At 43.4% G+C, this 15,275-nt stretch carries 13 protein-coding genes and 2 pseudogenes; 13 read left to right on the forward strand and 2 right to left on the reverse strand.

Going from position 1 to position 15,275, the window contains the following annotated elements; all coding sequences use genetic code 11:
• Positions 1-56: 56 nt before the first annotated feature.
• A pseudogene (locus AC3ZVC_RS15430) lies at positions 57-209 on the reverse strand (UGSC family (seleno)protein); the annotation flags it as partial.
• Between the two features lie 83 nt (positions 210-292).
• Here AC3ZVC_RS15430 and AC3ZVC_RS15435 point away from each other — a divergent pair.
• Positions 293-1,456: a TolB family protein gene (locus tag AC3ZVC_RS15435; protein WP_490069008.1), complete on the forward strand. Its 1,164-nt coding sequence runs from the start codon at positions 293-295 to the stop codon at positions 1,454-1,456.
• Between the two features lie 85 nt (positions 1,457-1,541).
• Here AC3ZVC_RS15435 and AC3ZVC_RS15440 read toward each other — a convergent pair.
• Positions 1,542-1,938, reverse strand: a pseudogene (locus AC3ZVC_RS15440) (UGSC family (seleno)protein); the annotation flags it as partial.
• 1,193 nt (positions 1,939-3,131) lie between these two features.
• On the opposite strand from AC3ZVC_RS15440, the gene AC3ZVC_RS15445 reads away from it, so the two are divergent.
• From AC3ZVC_RS15445 to AC3ZVC_RS15500, 12 genes are all read left to right on the forward strand, one after another.
• Positions 3,132-4,265, forward strand: a complete 1,134-nt coding sequence (locus tag AC3ZVC_RS15445) for a TRAP transporter substrate-binding protein (RefSeq protein ID WP_490064099.1) — start codon at positions 3,132-3,134, stop codon at positions 4,263-4,265.
• A 127-nt stretch (positions 4,266-4,392) separates the two neighbouring features.
• Positions 4,393-4,911, forward strand: coding sequence for a TRAP transporter small permease subunit (locus tag AC3ZVC_RS15450; RefSeq protein WP_490064100.1), 519 nt, complete (start codon positions 4,393-4,395; stop codon positions 4,909-4,911).
• A complete protein-coding gene (locus tag AC3ZVC_RS15455) occupies positions 4,904-6,226 on the forward strand; it encodes a TRAP transporter large permease (RefSeq protein WP_490064101.1) in 1,323 nt (440 codons plus the stop codon). The genes AC3ZVC_RS15450 and AC3ZVC_RS15455 overlap by 8 nt, the downstream gene beginning before the upstream one ends.
• Before the next feature lie 109 nt (positions 6,227-6,335).
• Positions 6,336-6,914, forward strand: coding sequence for an SDR family NAD(P)-dependent oxidoreductase (locus AC3ZVC_RS15460; protein WP_490064102.1), 579 nt, complete (start codon positions 6,336-6,338; stop codon positions 6,912-6,914).
• Positions 6,911-7,132, forward strand: a complete 222-nt coding sequence (locus AC3ZVC_RS15465; RefSeq protein ID WP_490064103.1) for an SDR family oxidoreductase — start codon at positions 6,911-6,913, stop codon at positions 7,130-7,132. Before AC3ZVC_RS15460 ends, AC3ZVC_RS15465 begins: the two co-directional genes overlap by 4 nt.
• A gap of 35 nt (positions 7,133-7,167) precedes the next feature.
• On the forward strand, positions 7,168-8,418 hold the full coding sequence (locus AC3ZVC_RS15470; protein ID WP_490064104.1) for a hydroxymethylglutaryl-CoA reductase, degradative: 1,251 nt from the start codon (positions 7,168-7,170) through the stop codon (positions 8,416-8,418).
• 28 nt (positions 8,419-8,446) lie between these two features.
• Complete coding sequence (locus tag AC3ZVC_RS15475; RefSeq protein ID WP_490064105.1) at positions 8,447-9,439, forward strand: thiamine pyrophosphate-dependent dehydrogenase E1 component subunit alpha; 993 nt, start codon at positions 8,447-8,449, stop codon at positions 9,437-9,439.
• A 13-nt stretch (positions 9,440-9,452) separates the two neighbouring features.
• A complete protein-coding gene (locus AC3ZVC_RS15480; protein ID WP_490064106.1) occupies positions 9,453-10,427 on the forward strand; it encodes an alpha-ketoacid dehydrogenase subunit beta in 975 nt (324 codons plus the stop codon).
• Positions 10,428-10,450: 23 nt separating this feature from the next.
• Positions 10,451-11,770 (forward strand): dihydrolipoamide acetyltransferase family protein, encoded by a 1,320-nt coding sequence (locus AC3ZVC_RS15485; RefSeq protein ID WP_490064107.1) that lies wholly within the window; start codon positions 10,451-10,453, stop codon positions 11,768-11,770.
• Positions 11,771-11,780: 10 nt separating this feature from the next.
• Positions 11,781-13,172, forward strand: a complete 1,392-nt coding sequence (gene lpdA / locus AC3ZVC_RS15490) for a dihydrolipoyl dehydrogenase (RefSeq protein WP_490064108.1) — start codon at positions 11,781-11,783, stop codon at positions 13,170-13,172.
• A 51-nt stretch (positions 13,173-13,223) separates the two neighbouring features.
• On the forward strand, positions 13,224-14,228 hold the full coding sequence (locus AC3ZVC_RS15495) for a zinc-binding dehydrogenase (RefSeq protein WP_490064109.1): 1,005 nt from the start codon (positions 13,224-13,226) through the stop codon (positions 14,226-14,228).
• A gap of 26 nt (positions 14,229-14,254) precedes the next feature.
• A complete protein-coding gene (locus AC3ZVC_RS15500) occupies positions 14,255-15,271 on the forward strand; it encodes a zinc-binding alcohol dehydrogenase family protein (protein WP_490064110.1) in 1,017 nt (338 codons plus the stop codon).
• Positions 15,272-15,275 lie beyond the last annotated feature (4 nt).

A 15,275-nucleotide genomic window follows, 5' to 3' on the forward strand; every position in this document is an offset into this window, starting at 1 on the left:
GTCTCATTTTACTGGGTCACTCTATCAAGCGATAACCGGCTTTTTGTATGTAAACGTTATTTGGTCAGAACAGATAGAACTTCGTCGGTAATTCTTTGGGCTTCTTGCTTCAATGCTGCGGGAAGGGCCGAAGCGATTGGGTGAAACACTTCAACGATATGATAGTCCTTGAATCCCTGCACCTGTGCTGCGGACGTGCAGCTCACCAGTGGATTGGGTGACTCCTTTTCAAGTCCTGAATGGTCACCGAATAGCAGGAGAATTGCGTTTGTAGGAAAGAATAGAGTTATATATGTTATGGATGTTGCAGCAGGTTCCATCGCTCAAATTGACCAGATGGATGCTGAGGCTGAATTCAAATTGGATTGGTCGCCTGACAGTAGCCAACTTGCTTATACGAAGCAAGGCCACATTATCTTATTACAACGTCCTGTCCCATCAAGCGCAAAGCATCCAACAACCTGACTCAACAGTTGTTCAATGGTTTCCGAGTGGCAGGGAACTGCTTTTTCAGGCACCGGATGCATCAGGAATGAGTCAGCTTTTCCGAATTCAAACAGACGGATCCATTACACGTAACACAGGAGGGCGGCTTAATAATGCTCAGCTATCGCCCGATGGTAGCTTTGTCCTTTACACAACACCGGGTGTCAGTATCTCCATCATTCATACCGTTGAGCTTTCAACAGGCAATGTGTTTGAAGTAAAAGGCGGGCCCCTTGCAAAAAATTATTATCCGACATGGTCTCCTGATTCTTCGAAAATTGCCTATAGCGCTACCGCATTTGAAGACAGAGGGTATTTTTCACAGGTTCGAACGGTGGGGAGGCGGGGAGAAGAGGATCGAATTTGGGCTATATCCAATTGTTTTGCATCGCCTGTCACGTGGTCAACAGACGGAACAAAAATAGCCTATCTTAGCAGGTGTACGGAACAGGAATATGCCCGCGAATTGTGGGTTATCGACCTCCGTCATCCCGTACCCATTCGACTAATTCAAGGAGTTAACATTCAGTCACTTCAATGGTCACCGACTCCCATATTGGATGGTACCCAAAAGAACACATATACGAACACGAACTACAAGGTTCGTTTCCAATATCCGTCACACTGGCGAAAAGTGAACGAAGAAAGATACGGAGGTGCTGACGGCTTTTTTCAAATATCAGCCATTTCAGCTGGTGAAAATCTGGATGAGGTGTGCCAGGGGGAAGCTTTCCATCCATTAAGGCCCTATGGATCCATGCCTAGCATCTTGAAGACTCGAATTCAAAAACAGGAAGCCTGCTACATTTTTCCCTCTCCGGACCAGCCAGCAGAAATGATGAATCAAGCCGCTTTAATTGTAAGGTATCCAACCCCCATCACCATCCTAGGAGAAACTTACAATTACTTCATCTTATGGGCAGATCAACCGCATTTGAAGGAGATAGCTTCGAGTTTAATCTTTTTATAGAACATGGGGGCTTGTTGGTTCACAATAGTTGGATAAAAAGACAAAAAGCCTATTTATCAAACGATGAAAGGCTTTTTGTCTGTAATCATTCTTTCGTCAAAACAGAAAGAACTGCGCCGGTGATTCTATGCGCTTCCTCCTTCAATGCAGGGGGAAGGGCCGTAGCGATTGGGTGAAACACTTCAACGATACTGTAGTCCTTGAATCCCTGCACCTGGGCTGCTGTCGTCCCCTGTACGATAAACTTATCGGTACAGATCGCAGCAGAAGGGATTCCCTGTTTTTCTAAATAGATTCCATCAAATACACTGCTTGAGCTGCATGAGCCTCAGTCGCCGACACCTGCTACAACGGCATGGCAGGACTTCAATTGATCGAGCATTGCGTCCGGAAACGGCAGGGAAGGGTTCTTCTTATCGAACAAAGACGACTTCCGCATGATGGTTTTCCCGAAACTCCTCAGACAATGCTGATAGGAATACATAAATAAATTGAATGATAAAGATCTAAGTTTTTGTAAATCCTCAAGTCCTGCAAAAACGAGGCTTAGCTTATATGATGTTAAAGCTGAAGATACCATGTATCTTATTGTGGAAAAACGTGGAGTAAGTACAGTTTCATGCATACAAGTCTTCCACAGGTGAGGATACCTAACTTGCTACATTGGGCAACCTTGAATATACTCATACCTTTATAATGGATTGAATAGTATAAAAAGAGCTGCTCAAATATACGAGCAGCTTTTTGGCGTACTATTTTTCACTAAACGTACTGCTATTGCTCATTTTTTCTGGGTTTCTAGCGTACTCAATGCAGCATATGCCCAAATTAACCACTTAACGAGACTATTTACTTATTTTTGAATATGATGTGTTGGCTATGGAGGATTAAACCGTTAAGCTGGTCGAGCAAATTAATGAAGTCCTTATGAAAAAAGGATTACTCATTAAACTGCCGATTTCCTTTAGCCAAAATAAAAGATTCAGAAAGCGATACTTGGAAAAGGTATCGTTTTTTGTATTCTGATAGATAAAAGAGTTAAAAGACTGGCTGCAGCCTTAAGCGGCCTTTTTTTTAGATTGTTAAAGAAAAAAATAGAATATGTTTAATAGTCAGGCATATACATTTTAATGGATCAACTTGTAACAGTGTATACACATATTTTAATAGTTTATACGAACATATTAAGAGCATAGACAAAAGAATGGGGTGTTTTAAAAGGTGGAAAGAAAATTATAGATCCCATTTATTTGTACCGGCAAGCAGCTATCCATTATCAACTCTTGATTCTCCTACAGTCCGGAGGAAATTGAACTAGAAAAAAGATAGCTACGGAATACGAGAAGCGTTAGAGGAAGGGCACGGGGCGATCAAAAAAATGGGCAGATGGTGGATATCCCTGTCAATAAAAAGACGAAAGAGCTGATCCATAAAAATAGATGCTAGAAAGTTCCTCGTTAGAAAAGCAACACTTCTTGATAGACCTCTACTCTTTCAACTTGCCTCTATGACTAATTGAAAAAAATTATAAAAATAAAGATAAACTTGTCAATTTCGTCATAAAGTCATACTAAAGCACCGTTTTATGGCTTCTTTTTCCTTAAGGGGGGTGGTCGTGTCAGTTGGTTTGCCATCAAATGAAAATGCTTACAAATTAATTAGGGGGGATTAAAAATTGAGGTCAAAAAAATCCATAATTTTAATGTTTACGATGATGTTAGTTTTGTTATTAGCCGGCTGTTTAAATAATAGTACCCCAGAGTCTAAAGGCGATTCATCATCAAGTTCGAGCGGTGGAAGCAGCGGCGAAACGTTCAATTGGAGAATGGCCAGTGTTTGGGCAGAAGGAAGCTTGCAGTATGAACAAGATGAAAGATTTGTCAATCTTGTTAATCAATTAAGTAATGGAAGATTGAAAATTAAATTGCATAGTGTTGGTGAATTAGCACCAGCGAACCAGGTTTTAGACCTTGTAAGCGGCGGCACGGTGGAAATGGGAGGAGACTGGCCGAACTACTGGTCAGGCAAGAACACAGCTTTTGAATTATTAGGATCACAAGCAATGGGATTAACAAACTGGGACTATTTCTTGTGGATTAATCAAGGCGGCGGAATGGAAGCCTATAATGAAATTTATGGAAAATTTAATACGGTTTATTTCCCTCACTCGATCTCAGGAATGGAGTCCGGTATAAGATCAAATAAGCCAATTGAAAGCCTTGAAGATTTAAAAGGCATGAAAATCCGTATGGCTGGCTTAATTCAAAGTGAACTGATCCAGCAGTTAGGCGCAACTCCAGTAACATTAGCCACACAAGAAATTTATGAAGCATTGCAGCGCGGTGTTATTGATGCAGCAGAATATAGCTCTCCATACAGTGATGAAGTGACAAAAATGTATGAAGTGACAAAATATTGGTTAACTCCTGGTTTCCACCAAACAAGCTCAGTTTATGGAGCCATGATTAATAAAGATGCGTGGGCAAAATTGCCAGAAGATTTACAAGCACTGGTTGAAAAAGCCAGCAAAGCAGCTCAAACCGAAAATGCAAGCCAATACGCTTATAATGATGCGGAAGCAGCACAGAGAATGGTAAATGAATATGGAATTAAAACAACGGAGCTTTCTGACGAAGAAATGGCTAAACTTCACGATATGGTAAGTGCAATTGCAGAAAAGCTTGCCAGTGAAAACCCTGACTTTGAGAAAGTGTTAAATAGTCAATTAGAATACTTAGAAATGTACGCTCCTTATAGAAATCTTCAAGGAGATTGGAGCTTCGGAAACAATGCAAAAGTAGCAGAATAAGTTCAAGTAAATCTATCGAAAGCATCACAAATGAACGGTCAGTCAGTACCCCTCTTTTCTAGAATGGAAAGAGGGACAACTGCCCGGGCCAGGAATGAGAAGCTCATTTAAAAAAGGAGGGGAACAGGTGAATGCTCTCAAAAAGATTTCCAAGTTTTTAGATAATACGAATGATTGGGTGGGGAAAGTCTCCAGTTGGTCCGTTATTGTCATGATGCTGCTAGTTGTCTATGAGGTCGTCAGCAGAAGAATTTTTAACAGCCCAACTATTTGGACATTCGAGGTCACGACGATGGTGTTTGGCTTTCACTTTATGATGGTAGCTGCTTATGGTGTGCTTCATAAGGTCATGGTATCTGTTGATATGCTATACGAAAAATTTTCTGCGAAGAAACAAGCAATTCTGGATCTTATTACGTATACGATCTTCTTTATGCCTTTTGTAATAGGTGTTCTTTATGGAAGTTCAAAATTTGCCTGGATTTCTTGGCTGCAAAAGGAAGTGAGCTGGACAGCATTTGCTCCGCCAGTGTACCCTTTCAAAGCAATTATTCCCGTAGCATTCTTCTTCCTATTATTACAAGGGATTTCGGAAATGATCAAACGGATCGTTATTTTAGCTGAGGGGGAGAAGAGCCATGATTGAAGCCATTATCATTTTTAGTATGTTTATCGGTTTAATTATCGGTTTAGCGACTGGGCACCCTCTGGCATTTGTTCTTGGCGGACTGGGGGTCATCGCAGGTGTTTTTGGCTGGGGACCGCAAGTTTTCGATATCTTTTCAAATAGTATTTTTGGAACGATGTCCAATTATACACTCGTTGCGATTCCGCTCTTTACCTTAATGGCGAATTTTCTATCATCTTCACGGGTTGCTGATGGTTTGTTCGAATACATGAGATATCTATTAGGCCCTCTGCGCGGCGGAGTGGCTTTAACCGTTATTGTTGTTTCGACTATTTTTGCCGCTACAACTGGAATCGTCGGGGCTTCCATTGTTACGATGGGTGTTCTGGGAATGCCGGTTCTATTAAAGTATGGGTACGATAAACGATTAGCTTCAGGAGTTGTCGCTGCTGGGGGTACACTGGGAATCCTCATTCCTCCAAGTATCATGTTAATTGTTTTAGGTGCACAGGCTCAAGTATCAGTTGGAAAACTCTTTCTATCATCTATTGTTCCCGGCTTAATGCTCGCAGGTGCTTATTGTGTATATGTGCTGATTGCCTGCTGGAAGAACCCGGATTGGGGTCCGGCTGTTTCAAAAGAAGAAATGAAAGATATGCCAATGCGAAAGGTTATTATCGGGAGTCTTGTGAATCTAGTACCACCGATGATCTTAATTTTCGCCGTACTTGGGACAATCTTTACAGGTGTGGCGACGCCAACAGAATCAGCTGGAGTAGGAGCGTTTTTATCACTGATGATGGCGATTGCTTATAAAAGGTTTACCTGGAAGATGCTGGCTGATGCTGTTTACGATACAGCCAAAATAACCGCGATGGCTCTTGTTATTATCGTTGGTGCTACAGCCTTTACCTCTATCTTCCTGGCTCTGGATGGAGATACTCTCATTCAAAACTTTGTTCTGGATCTTGGCTTAAGCAAGTGGGGCGTATTCATTGCGATGATGCTGATTTCCTTTATTCTCGGAATGTTTATCGACTGGATTGGAATCGTTATGATCATTATGCCGATCTTCCTGCCGCTTCTTGAGCTTTATGGTTTTGATCTGATCTGGGTGGTAACCGTGTTTGCTGTATTACTGCAGACTTCATTCTTAACACCTCCGTTTGGGTTTGCCTTGTTCTACCTGAAGGGAATTGTGCCGCCGGAAGTCAAAATGACTGATATTTACAAGGGTATTGTTCCGTTTGTCATCATCATGCTGATTGTGACAACAGTAATTACAGTATTCCCAGACATCGTAATGTGGCTGCCGAATATGTCAAAGTTATAAATTAGGAAAATATCAAACTAACAAACTGATGGTTTTATATGATGGGACGCAGCACAGTTAATAGAGTTAGCTAATAGAATAAAAAACTATGCAAGAGGAGGTCCAAAGTATGGGCAGGATGGACGGAAAGGTCGTATTAGTGACAGGGGGTGCCCGCGGTTTAGGGGCCCATGACTGTTATGAGTTTGCCAAAGAAGGGGCAGACACGATTATTATTGCAGATATTAGAAAAGAGGAAATGGAGGAGACGGCGGCAGCACTGCGAACTGAGTTTGGCTGTAAGATCGTTTGCCGGGAGCTGGATGTGACGAACGAGGAGCAATGGGAATTACTTGTGTCTGAAATTGACGAAAGATTCGGCAAATTGGATGTGCTGGTAAATAACGCAGGAATTGTAAAAAGAGTGACATTATTAGAATGCACGCTCGAAGACTGGAAAAACGTGATAGAGGTCAATCAGACTGGTGTCTTTTTAGGGATGAAACACTGTGCCCCATTGATGAAAAAGTCCAGGAAGGCCTCCATCATTAACATTTCTTCCATCGCCGGGCTGACCGGGTACTTTGCCTGGCCTTATACGGCATCCAAATGGGCTGTCCGCGGAATGACACAAGCGGCTGCAATGGAACTAAGTGATTGGGGATCCGGGTCAATTCTATCCATCCTGGTTTTACATGGACTGATTTGACCTCCGATGTCAAAGACATGTTAGAAGGTTTCTCAAATGCTGTCGCCCTTGAAAGGTACGGCAAGCCGGAAGAAATAGCGAAAGCTGTACTATTCCTTGCATCAGATGAATCATCTTTTATCACCGGAACAGAACTTACAGTGGATGGAGGGCTTCAAGCTGGTGGAGGACTCCGTTATTTTACTAAACAAATGGGACTGTATCAGACTGATCATTAATAGCTTCATAGTGTCGATGGAAAGGGAGAGATTGTTTGGAACCGAAAAAGTTTTATAAAAAAACCATGCAGGAAAAGCACGATACCCTTCGTGCGCATGCTTCTTTGAATGAGGATGAACTACAGGGATACGTAAACTTTGGCCATTTAGGGGAAAGCCGAACCAGTTCCTTTATTGAAAACAGTATCGGCGTGATGGAGGTTCCTCTAGGTGTTGCTTTAAACTTTGTGGTCAATGGAAAGGAGACCATTGTACCCATGGCAGTTGAGGAGTCATCTGTGGTGGCTGCAGCAAGTCATGCGGCAAAGCTTGCAAAACCTTCGGGCGGCTTCTTTGCCTCGACAACAGGCTCCATTATGTTTTCACAGATTCAAATTGTCAATTGTGAGGATGTCTTTGGAGCGAAGCTGAAAATCTTGGAACAAAAAGAGGAGCTTCTTGAAACAGCCCGCAAAAAAGACCCTATTCTGAGCAGTTTAGGCGGGGGTCCAAAGGATTTAGAGGTCCGCGTTATTGATCATCAGGATGGACCGATGCTTGTTGTTCATTTGCTAGTAGATACGAAGGATGCGATGGGAGCGAATACGGTTAATACGATGGCTGAGAGTATCGCGCCAATGCTTGAACAAATCACAAGTGGAAAGGTTTATTTACGAATTATTTCTAATTTAGCAGACCGGCGCTTGGCAAGGTCTAGATGCAAAATTCGAAAAAGTGATATTGGACAAGCAGCCGTAGATGGAATTATCAATGCCTACCGTTTTGCAAAGGCGGATCCCTACCGAGCAGCCACTCATAATAAAGGGATTATGAATGGAATCAGCGCTGTCGTTTTAGCTACCGGGAACGATACAAGGGCGGTTGAAGCAGGTGCCCATGCCTATGCAGACATCTCTGGACATTATTCTCCTTTAACGACATGGGAGAAAGATCGAGAGGGAGATTTAATTGGCACCATTGAACTGCCGTTAGCGGTTGGGACAGTTGGCGGAACGATTTCTCTTCATCCGAAGGCGCAGACAAATCTAAAAATTATGAAGGTGAAAACATCAAAAGAACTGGCAGAAATTATGGCTTCTGTAGGATTGGCGCAAAATTTTGCAGCCTTAAGAGCACTTGCAACAGAGGGAATCCAGGCTGGCCACATGAAGCTTCACGCCCGCAATATCGCGATGATGGCCGGAGCCGACATCAGTCAAATTGATGAGGTAGTGAGCATTATGGTCAAGGAAGGAAATATACGGCTGGACAGAGCAAAGGAAATTCTGAATCAGCCAACTATATAAATTCATTACAATTCAGGAGGCGGTATTTATGTCATCTGCAGTAAATCCGATTGATGCAGCAGCGGTTGATCAAAATTCATTAAAAAAAATGCTGTATCAAATGATTCTTATCCGGCGTTTTGAAGAAGAAGTCGAAAGATTTTTTATGCAGGGAAAAATTCCAGGCACCATGCATTTATGCATAGGACAGGAACCGACAGCGGTGGGGGCATGTTCTGCTTTAGAAGAAAAAGACATGATTGCCACGAACCACCGGGGTCATGGACACTCCATCGCGAAAGGATCAGATGTCAAAAAAATGATGGCTGAACTGCTGGGAAAAGCGACTGGACACAGTAAAGGGAAAGGCGGATCCATGCATATCGCGGATCTGGATGTCGGGAATCTTGGAGCAACAGGAATTGTGGGCGGGGGTCTTCCTTTAGCCTGCGGTGCTGCCTTTACATCGAAGAAAAAAAATCTGGGCTATGTTGTTTTAGTCTTTTTTGGAGATGGTTCTACTAACGAGGGAAGCTTCCATGAATCTTTAAATCTTGCATCCATCTGGAACCTGCCGGTTATCTTTTTCTGTGAAAATAATCAGTATGGAATGTCAGGTTCAATCAAGGACATGGTTAATATCGAAAATATTGCAGAACGCTCAGCCTCATACGGGATTCCAGGGGAAGTGGTAGATGGAACAAACGTCCTCGATGTTCTGAATGTCACCAAAAAAGCAGTCGAGCGGGCCAGAAATGGTGAGGGACCTACGCTTATTGAAGCAAAAACCTACCGGTGGAAAGGCCATTCAAGAAGCGATGCCAGAAAATACCGCACCCGCGAGGAAGAACAGGATTGGATAAAGAACCGCGATGGCATTAAATTTTTCAAAAATCAGCTTTTAGAACAAGGCAGAATTACGGAAGAAGAGATTGCTGAAATAGAGAAGAATGTAGATGAAGAGATAAAGAGTGTCATTGAATTTGCTGAAAACAGCCCTGAACCATCACTCGATACATTAGAGGACGATGTCTATGCTTAAGGAGGAAGTAAAAATGAGAACAATCACATATTCTGAAGCGTTGAAAGAGTCTATGCTTCAAGGAATACAGGCAGATGAAAATGTATATCTCTTAGGTGAAGATGTTGGCATCTTTGGCGGTGCTTTCGGTGTGACAAATGGGCTTGTCGAACAGCTGGGACCGGAGCGGGTTGTTGATACACCGATCTCTGAAATTGCCATTACGGGGCTTGCAGTAGGTTCAGCCGTAACCGGCATGCGGCCGATTTTGGAAATTCAGTTTTCGGATTTCGTCACCTGTGCAGTTGACCAGATTGTCAATCAAGCTGCTAAATTACGATATATGTTTGGAGGTAAAGCAAAGGTACCGATGGTCATACGCCTTCCCGGCGGGTCCGGACTGGGATTTGCCGCGCAGCATTCACAGAGTTTAGAAGCATGGATGACCCATATTCCAGGGCTAAAAGTAGTGCAGCCTTCGACTCCTTATGATGCAAAAGGGTTATTTAAAGCAGCATTAGAGGACGATAACCCAGTGTTATTTTATGAACATAAATTATTGTACGGGACAAAAGGTGAGGTGCCTGAAGAGTCCTATACGATTCCACTTGGAAAGGCAGACATTAAGAGAGAAGGCAGTGATGTAACAGTAGTTGCAACCTCCTTGATGGTTCACCGGGCATTAGAGGCTGCAGAAAAATTGGAACAGGAAGGGATCAGTGTGGAAGTGATCGATCCAATGACTCTTGTTCCTCTTGATGTTGAAACGATTGTATCGTCCGTTAAAAAGACTGGCCGTGCATTAGTTGTCTATGAGGCTGTCCAAAGAGGCGGCTATGGTGCAGAAATTGCCAGTGTGATTAACGAAAGTGAAGCGTTTGATTATTTAGATGCCCCAGTCAAAAGACTTGGCGGGAAGGCTGTACCGATTCCATACAATCCGAAGCTGGAAAAGCAAGCAGTTCCTCAAGTTGACGATATTATCGAGTCAATCAAATCGTTGTTTTAGTCCTTATAGGAGGTGATTCGAAGATGGCTGAAGAAGTAATCATGCCCAAATTAGGGGCATCGATGGAAAAAGGAACCATTCTTAGCTGGTTCAAAAACGAAGGCGACCCGGTAGAAAAAGGCGAACCTTTACTGGAAATTATGACCGATAAAATAAATATGGAAGTGGAAGCGACTTCCTCCGGGATTCTTTTAAAAAGATGCTATGGAGCTGATACGGAGGTTGATGTGTTAAAGCCGATTGCTTACATAGGCAAAGCAGGGGCAAAGATTCCGGAAACGGCAAATGAAGGGCCGAAAAATGAAAGTAATGCTGAAATAACCACAAATTCAATGGATGAAATACAGGAAAAATCAGCAGAAACAGCGATTCGCCAAGTGATGGAACCACTTCTAAGCAGGCCTCGCCGAACCCCTGCAGCTCGAAAGCTAGCTGCTGTTAACGGCATTGATCTCCGGGAGGTCAAGGGTACTGGACCGAATCAAAGGATTCAGCTTAGAGATATTGAAGTAATCTTGAAAAATCGTAAAAAGGTAACTCCGCTAGCGAGGGAAATAGCAAAACAGCAGGAAAAAGACCTTACAACGATCACAGGTTCGGGACATAAAGGAAAAATCCAAAAACAGGACTTATTAGTTCATGAGCAAAGCCAGGAAAAACAATATATGAACTATGATGGCCTTAGGAAAATCATCGGCGATCGAATGACACACAGTGCCCAAAATGTTCCGCAGGTAACCTTGCACTGCGATATTGATATGACTGAGGTCGTTGCTCTCAGAAAAGACCTCCTTCCTAAAATTGAGAAAAGGACAGGCCTGCGAATTTCCTATACGGATATCTTCGTCAAATTTGCTGCTCATACATTAAAAAAGCATCCGATTCTAAACTCTTCCTACAGAGGCGGCAAGATTGAGCTTCATTCTGCTGTCAATATTGGAGTGGCTGTAGATGTACCAAATGGTTTAGTTGTACCTGTTGTAAAGGAGGCAGATAAAAAGACTTTGAGTGAACTGACATCTGAAACGAAGAGGCTGGCTCGTGCTGCCCAGGCAAACAAGCTTTCATTTGAGCAGATTTCAGGCGGCACGTTTTCCATTAGTAATTTAGGAATGTTTGCAGTTGATTCATTCAATCCGATTATCAATGAGCCGGAATCGGCTATTCTCGGAATTGGCAGGATCCGTGAGCATCTCGTTCAAAAAGAAGGATCGATTCAGACCATCAGCCAGGTGACCTTTAATCTTACCTTCGATCATCGTGTGATTGATGGGGCGGCAGCAGCAAGATATTTAACGGATTTAAAGAATGCCCTGGAAAACCCGTACGAATTATTCATATGAGGTGTCGTTCATGAAAAAGTATGATGTTGCAGTCATTGGCGGCGGTCCAGGCGGCTATATTGCCGCTGAGCACGCCGCCAAACACGGCGCCCGGGTGGCGCTGATTGAAAAAAAACATTTGGGAGGCACCTGCTTAAATAGCGGCTGTATCCCATCTAAAACGTTTCTGCGTTTTGCAGAGGTTCTGGAAGTGATTCAAAAAGCGAAAAAGTGGGGCATAGAGGCCGGCGATGTCAGCTTCTCCTATAAAAAGCTCAGAAAGCGTAAGGATACAGTGGTAAAAAGTTTGCAAAAAGGGGTTTCCTCTTTATTAAAAAATGCGCAGGTAGACTTTTATCAAGGGACAGGCATTCCCCAGCAAAATAATCAGGTCTCCATTATTTCTTCAGGAAAAGAAGAGCGGATTCATGCCGGGAAAATAATTTTAGCGACAGGATCGCGCCCGGCTATTCCTGCGATTGGGGGGCTGGATCAGGTCTCTTTTCATACAAGTGAAAACATCTTCGAGCTGGAAGAACTTCCGGCCTCCCTGGCCATTTTGGGGGGTGGCTACATCGGTGTGGAGTTTGCCTGTATTTTTTCCAGCCTGAATGTTGATGTACATCTGATTACTGAGGATGAATCCATACTGCCAAACGAGGATCCGCAGGTTGATGAGTTTCTCAGTAAAAAGCTCCGTTCACAAAAAGTGAAGGTCCATACTGCTTCTAAAGTCAAAAGAGTTATTAGTGAAAAGGGTAAAAAAGGATTGGAAGTGCAATCCGGCGACAGCGGGCTGATAAGGCTCGAGACAGCTGAAATTCTGATTGCGGCTGAATGTGTCCCGAACATTACTGAATTTACTCATCTTGATTTACAAATGAACGGTCCCTGGATTGCAGTTAACAGCCAAATGGAGACGAGTTATCCTAATATATACGCGATTGGCGACCTGCTTGGACGGTACCAGTTAGCTTATACTGCCAGTGCAGAGGGGATTACAGCAGCTTCCAACGCCATCAATCAATATAAGGAAATGGATTATAAGGTAATTCCCCGCTGTATTTATACGTATCCAGAGGTTGCCTGTGTCGGTTTATCGGTAAGAGAGGCACAGGAAAAGGGATTGCGGATTCGTACAGAGAGCTATCCATTAAGTGCAAATGGGAAAGCCTTTACGATGGATGAAAGAACCGGCTTTATTAAAATCATTGCTGATGAGGTTCATAAAGAAATTATCGGGGTTGTTATTGTGGGACCAAACGCCACAGAAATGATTTCGGAAGCAGCAGCCTTTATTTCTCTGGAAGGAACTGTAACGGAGCTGGCAAATCTTATTCACCCGCATCCAACCTTATCTGAAGGCATTTCGGAAGCAGCCAAAGCCTGGCTGGAAAAAACACAGCTGCAGCTAACCACATAGTGACAGTAAGTTTCCCTTTTTCCTGTCTAAAAGCAAATAAGTATTTTAGGAGTGAAAAGCTTGAAAGTATTTATGCATAAAGGGCCAAGCGGGTTAGCGGGAGCCTCCTATCGCGATTTTCCTGAAATCCCTCTCATGGAGAGGCAAGTTAGAGTACAGCTAAAATGCGCGGGATTAAACCATCGTGATCTATTTGTGATCAGCAGAAGAAACGAAGAAGAACCGCCGGTTATCCTCGGCTCGGATGGTGCAGGAGTGATCACCGAGATTGGAGAAGAGACAAACGGATTTACGATCGGTGATGAAGTAGTGATCACTCCTAGCCTGGGCTGGATGCAAAAGAGCCCTGCCCCGCCGACCGATTTCCGTATATTAGGGTTTCCTGACCATGGGACATTTGCCGAAAGCATCGTTGTTCCGATTGAAAATATCGAGTATAAACCAAAATATCTCTCCTGGGAAGAAGCGGGAGTATTGCCGCTTGCGGCATTGACTGCCTACCGGGCTTTATTTACAAGAGGACAAGCAGCGGAAGGAGATACCGTTTTTATCCCCGGGATCGGGAGCGGTGTGGCTATTTTTATCCTGCAATTTGCGAAGGCGATCGGCGCAAAGGTAATCGTGAGTTCTCGTTCCAAAGAAAAGAGAAACCAAGCGATCAAACTGGGGGCGGATGCTGCCATTGATACAAATGAAGATTGGGGAGTACAGCTTCAGCAAGAAAAGGCAGACTTAGTAATTGAAAGTATAGGAACAGCCACGTTTACCAGGTCTCTCGAAATGCTCAAGCCCGGCGGAACGATGGTAACGTTTGGTGCGACAACAGGAGATGAAATTGGGATAAATCTGCGCCAGTTTTTTTATGGCCAGTTTAATTTATTAGGCACAACAATGGGCAGTCATGATGAGTTTAGAGAAATGCTTGCTTTTATGACAAAGCACAGGATAAAGCCTGTTGTCGATCATGTTTTTCCGCTGTCGGAAACGCAGAAGGCTTTTGAAAGAATGGATGAAGGCAAACAATTTGGAAAAATAGCGATAAAGATTGCTGAATAAGGATATGCGTGGAAGGATGTGAGAAAATGCGAGCTGCGGTTATGAGTGCGCCATTTGGAATTGCGGTTCAAGAAGTGCCAAAACCTGAACCTGGACCAAACGATGTAAGGGTGCGTATCGTAAATGCGGGAATCTGCGGAAGTGATATTCATATTTATGACGGGACATATGCATATGCAAAGTACCCTCATGTCCATGGCCACGAACTAAGCGGAGTTGTGGAGACGGCTGGCAGTGAAGTCACCAAGCTAAAGACAGGCGATCGCGTCGTAATTGAACCCGCTATCGCCTGCGGAGAATGCTATGCGTGCCGAATCAATAAGCCGAATTGTTGTGTTAATCTTGAGCTGATCGGGATTATGCGTCCGGGCGGTTTTGCAGAGTATACGGTTGTGGATGAGAATCATGTACATGTAATTCCAGATAAAATGAGTTTTGAAGCTGGAGCTATTGTCGAGCCGTTTACCATTGGGACACAAATTGTCAGGCGCGCAGGCGTTAAGCCAGGAAATACTGTTACGATTTTAGGAGCAGGACCGATTGGCTTGACGGCGCTGATTTTACTTAAAGAACTTCACGAGGTAAAAGTTACTATCGTGGACGTCATTCCTGAGAGACTTGCACTTGCCGGTTTGTTTGGCGCCGATGTGACAATCAATGCCAATAACACAAATGTGAACCATACAATCAAGGAATTAACGAACAATGAAGGATCGAATATTGTGATCGAAACAGCTGGGTTAAGACAAACAATGGAGCAGACCATCGATTTAGTAAGTTCGGGAGGAAGAATTGTGATTGCCGGTTTAACAACAGACAAAGTCGGCATCCCCGGTTATTTATTCTCAAATAAAGAGGTTGAAATCTATGGAAGCCGAAATAGTGCAGGAAAATTCCCGGAGGTCATTGAATTTCTCACCCAGCATCATGAGATTGCCGATAAGTTTATAACCAACAAAATGCCGCTGGAACAAATAGATGAAGCGTTCCGCTTAGCCAAATTTGAGCCGCATCTGGTGAATAAAATTATTTTGCAAATCTGATTTC

The sequence above is a fragment of the Cytobacillus sp. C11.1 genome, assembly GCF_058145115.1.

What these genes read in the sequence shown, in the direction of transcription:
- AC3ZVC_RS15435 (WP_490069008.1), top strand. Translation starts at nt 293, where the DNA reads ATGTTATGGATGTTGCAGCAGGTTCCATCGCTCAAATTGACCAGATGG.
- AC3ZVC_RS15455 (WP_490064101.1), top strand. Translation starts at nt 4,904, where the DNA reads ATGATTGAAGCCATTATCATTTTTAGTATGTTTATCGGTTTAATTATC.
- AC3ZVC_RS15460 (WP_490064102.1), top strand. Translation starts at nt 6,336, where the DNA reads ATGGGCAGGATGGACGGAAAGGTCGTATTAGTGACAGGGGGTGCCCGC.
- AC3ZVC_RS15475 (WP_490064105.1), top strand. Translation starts at nt 8,447, where the DNA reads ATGTCATCTGCAGTAAATCCGATTGATGCAGCAGCGGTTGATCAAAAT.
- AC3ZVC_RS15480 (WP_490064106.1), top strand. Translation starts at nt 9,453, where the DNA reads ATGAGAACAATCACATATTCTGAAGCGTTGAAAGAGTCTATGCTTCAA.
- AC3ZVC_RS15485 (WP_490064107.1), top strand. Translation starts at nt 10,451, where the DNA reads ATGGCTGAAGAAGTAATCATGCCCAAATTAGGGGCATCGATGGAAAAA.
- lpdA (WP_490064108.1), top strand. Translation starts at nt 11,781, where the DNA reads ATGAAAAAGTATGATGTTGCAGTCATTGGCGGCGGTCCAGGCGGCTAT.
- AC3ZVC_RS15500 (WP_490064110.1), top strand. Translation starts at nt 14,255, where the DNA reads ATGCGAGCTGCGGTTATGAGTGCGCCATTTGGAATTGCGGTTCAAGAA.